Genomic DNA, 3294 nt, shown 5'->3' with positions numbered 1-3294 from the left:
GTATTAAAATATCTTCTTTTATCTCTGTAAACGACAAAAGTTGTGCACTAAGAAAGACCTGACCCTGACCCGCTGCAGAGTTTTTGGATGAGAACCCGTTGCCTCAACAGTCTACGCCATGACGATCAGAAGTCATGCAGATATAATATGAAAAACTCCAACACGACCCTTGAGATGCACAAATGACAGCGGCAAAAGATACAGTTTGGGGAATGAACCCTGATCGTGCGATGGCCAGGCAACTTGCCGTTCGGGATATTCCTTCTCTGGTTTATAATGCAGTAAATCTTGAAGGGGTCGCAATGACCTTGCCAGAAGTTCAGACGCTATTAGACGGCATCACGGTTGGTGGTCACAAAATCAGCGATCAGAATATGGCCTTGAATCAGGCTGCTGCATGGAAACATCTGTTTTCTCTTGTCTCTGAGGATCAGTTCTCTTTTTCAAAGGATGTTGCCTCATCTATTCACAGCATTGCCGGAAAAGAAGAATCCCTGGAGTGGGGAGGCTTTCGCACGGGTAATGTAACCATCAGCGGATCTGAGTACGAACCCCCTTCCCCTAAAGACCTTGATCATGTATGGGTAGAGGTTGAGTCTGAAATTGCTGCTTGTAATGATGTTTATGATCTGGCAATGACTGCTTTTCTGAGAATGGCAAGAGCACAGTTTTTCTGGGATGTGAACAAGCGCATGGGGCGATTCATGATGAATGGTCTTCTGCTTACTTATGGGTTTCCAATTATCAATGTACCAGCAAAGCGACAGAAAGAGTTTAATCAGTTGATGCTGGATTTCTATGCGACAGCAGAAATGACTGAGATGAATAAGTTTTTGAGATCGTGCATTCACGAAAAAATCATTGAGAACTTCCAACCGAACGGTTAACGAAAAAGGATCCCGAGAATGACACGCCCTGGATAAGACGTTTCCAGCAAGGTGAACATAACGAATAATTGATTAACCAAAAATCGACAATATAGCCTGCAGAATAATCAGGTTAACAATATCAATAAAGAAGGCCCCGACAATAGGCACAACCATAAATCCCTGGGGTGAAGGACCAAAGCGGTTAACGACGGAGCCCATGTTCATTACCGCCGTGGGTGTGGCCCCCAGGCCAAAACCACAGTGACCGCTGGCAATCACTGCCGCATCGTAGTCTTTCCCCATCACCCTGAAGGTCACCACATAGGCAAAGATGGCCAGCATGGCGGACTGTGCCAGCAAGATGATCAGGATCGGGATGGCCAGATCGAGAATATTCCAGAGCTTCAGGCTCATCAGGGCCATGGCCAGAAACAGGGCCAGGGAAACGGTGCCCAGCACATCGATGGTTTCAATATCCAGCTTTTTGACTTTGGTGACTTCCAGCGTGTTGGTGATGATGACGCCGATAAACAGGGCATAGACAAAATCCGGAATCATCAGCCATTTGACCTCGAAGCTGTTGACCCAGATTTCCAGATATTTGGCCCCGGTCACACAGATCAGGATCATGAACAGTGATTCAATCATCTTTTTTGAGGTGACTTTGTCTTCCTCATTTTCGTTATACGTCACCAGTTCAGGAAACTGATCATGGGTTCTGTTGGTGTTGCCGTATCGGGATTTCAGGCCATGTTTGTCCACCAGTCGCTGGGCCACCGGGCTGCCAATAATACCGCCCATGATCAGGCCGAAGGTGGCCGAAGCCATGGCAATCTCAAGTACATTGTGCATGCCGTATACAGTCTGGAAGGTCTGGGACCAGGCAGCACCGGTGCCGTGACCACCGGAAAGGGTGATTGATCCGGCAATTAATCCCATCAGCGGGTCAAGCCCCAGCAGGGTGGCCAGTGACATCCCCAGGCCATTTTGCATCACGATGTAGATTGACGCCACCGCAAGGAAGACAAGCACCTTGGCCCCACCCTTAATCAGCTGGGTATAGCTGGCGGCCAGGCCCACCGTGGCAAAGAACATCAGCATAAAGGTGTTCTGCAGGGGCAGGTTGAACTCGATGTCGGTACCATTGACGTGTAGCCAGGCAATAACACCGGCCACGATCAGCCCACCAACAATGGGCTCAGGGATGTTGAACTTTTTCAACAGGTGAATCCGGGCATTGATAAAGTGCCCCAGAAACAGCACAAAAATGGCGATGAGGAATGACTCAAGCGCGCCAACAGTCAGTAGTTGATTCATAAACCCTCAACATTCAGATACAGGCAAAGCGTCTATCCAGTTTGCTATAACCCAGTCCGGTTTCTTTTATCACTTCTATCCGGGTGGGAATCCTTTCCTTCAGGGACTCGATATGGGAGATGATACCGACCATCTTGCCACTGGCATTCAGGCTATCCAGGGCGCTGAGTGCGGTTTCCAAGGTTTCCTGGTCCAGTGTGCCAAACCCTTCGTCCAGAAACAGCGAGTCGATACGGGTCTTGTGGCTGACCAGGTCTGAAAGTCCCAGGGCCAGCGCCAGGCTGACCAGAAAGCTTTCACCGCCGGACAGGGTTTTGATATCCCGTGCGGAGTCACCCTGCCAGGTATCCAGCACTTCAAGGCTGAGTTCTTCGCCCCTGCGATTAAGCAGATAGCGGGCATGAAGCTGTTCCAGTTGCCGGTTGGCCAGAAGAATCAGGTGATCCAGCGTCAGGCCCTGGGCAAATTTACGAAACTTGTCGCCTTTGCTGGAGCCAATCAGGCCACCGAGTTGCGCCCAGACCTGATATTGATGCTCCTGCGCCGCAATATCCTTGAACAGGCTGGCCTGGCCAAGACGTTTTTCGTCGTCATCTTTCAGCGCCTGGGTGATTTCACCCTGTCGTTGATTGATTAAACGAATACGGTTATCCAGTTCGGCTAGTCTTTCAGTTACTTCATCCAATGACAGTGTAGTCGCTGGTTGTTCATTCTGTGCCTTGGGATTGTCTGCCTTGAGATAGTGTGCCTTCAGGTTGGCTTGTGCCGAGGCAAGTTTGCCTTTTGCCTCATGCAGCTGTCGTTCAATCGTTTGTTTCAGCTCAGTCAGTGTTTTCCGCTCCTCTTTATCCAGCAGTGCTTGCTGGAACTGCCCGCTGTCCTGGAATGGACTGTCATTTAATGATGTCTGCCAGGTTCTTTCGGCGATGGTCAGCGCTTCGCCCAATGCCTCCTGTTCTATGGTTTGCTGGCGAAGGATGCCGGTCAGCTGACCCAGCTTGTCATCAATGGCTTTCGACTGGGCCTGGCTTTGTTGATACTTTGCCTTTGCTGCCACCACCAGTGACTTGAGTCGCTGTCGCTCCTCACTGACGACTTTCTGGCCAAA

3 protein-coding genes are annotated in these 3294 nt (G+C 49.9%); 1 reads left to right on the top strand and 2 read right to left on the bottom strand.

Translation table 11 applies throughout. The annotated features are described in order from the left end of the window. Positions 1–212: 212 nt before the first annotated feature. Positions 213–887, top strand: coding sequence for a Fic family protein (locus KDK14_RS00210; RefSeq protein ID WP_257263000.1), 675 nt, complete (start codon positions 213–215; stop codon positions 885–887). 72 nt (positions 888–959) lie between these two features. Here the strand turns inward: KDK14_RS00210 and gltS are convergent, their stop codons facing one another. Beyond that, on the bottom strand, positions 960–2186 hold the full coding sequence (gene gltS, locus KDK14_RS00205) for a sodium/glutamate symporter (protein WP_257262999.1): 1227 nt from the start codon (positions 2184–2186) through the stop codon (positions 960–962). 13 nt (positions 2187–2199) lie between these two features. After that, on the bottom strand, positions 2200–3294 hold a 1095-nt coding region (locus tag KDK14_RS00200), incomplete at its 5' end, for an SbcC/MukB-like Walker B domain-containing protein (protein WP_306671408.1).

The sequence above is a fragment of the Endozoicomonas sp. ONNA2 genome (genome assembly GCF_024606365.1).
GTDB lineage: Bacteria > Pseudomonadota > Gammaproteobacteria > Pseudomonadales > Endozoicomonadaceae > Endozoicomonas.
The sequence above is the reverse complement of the archived record's forward strand: the minus strand, read 5'-3'. Positions and strand labels throughout refer to the sequence as shown.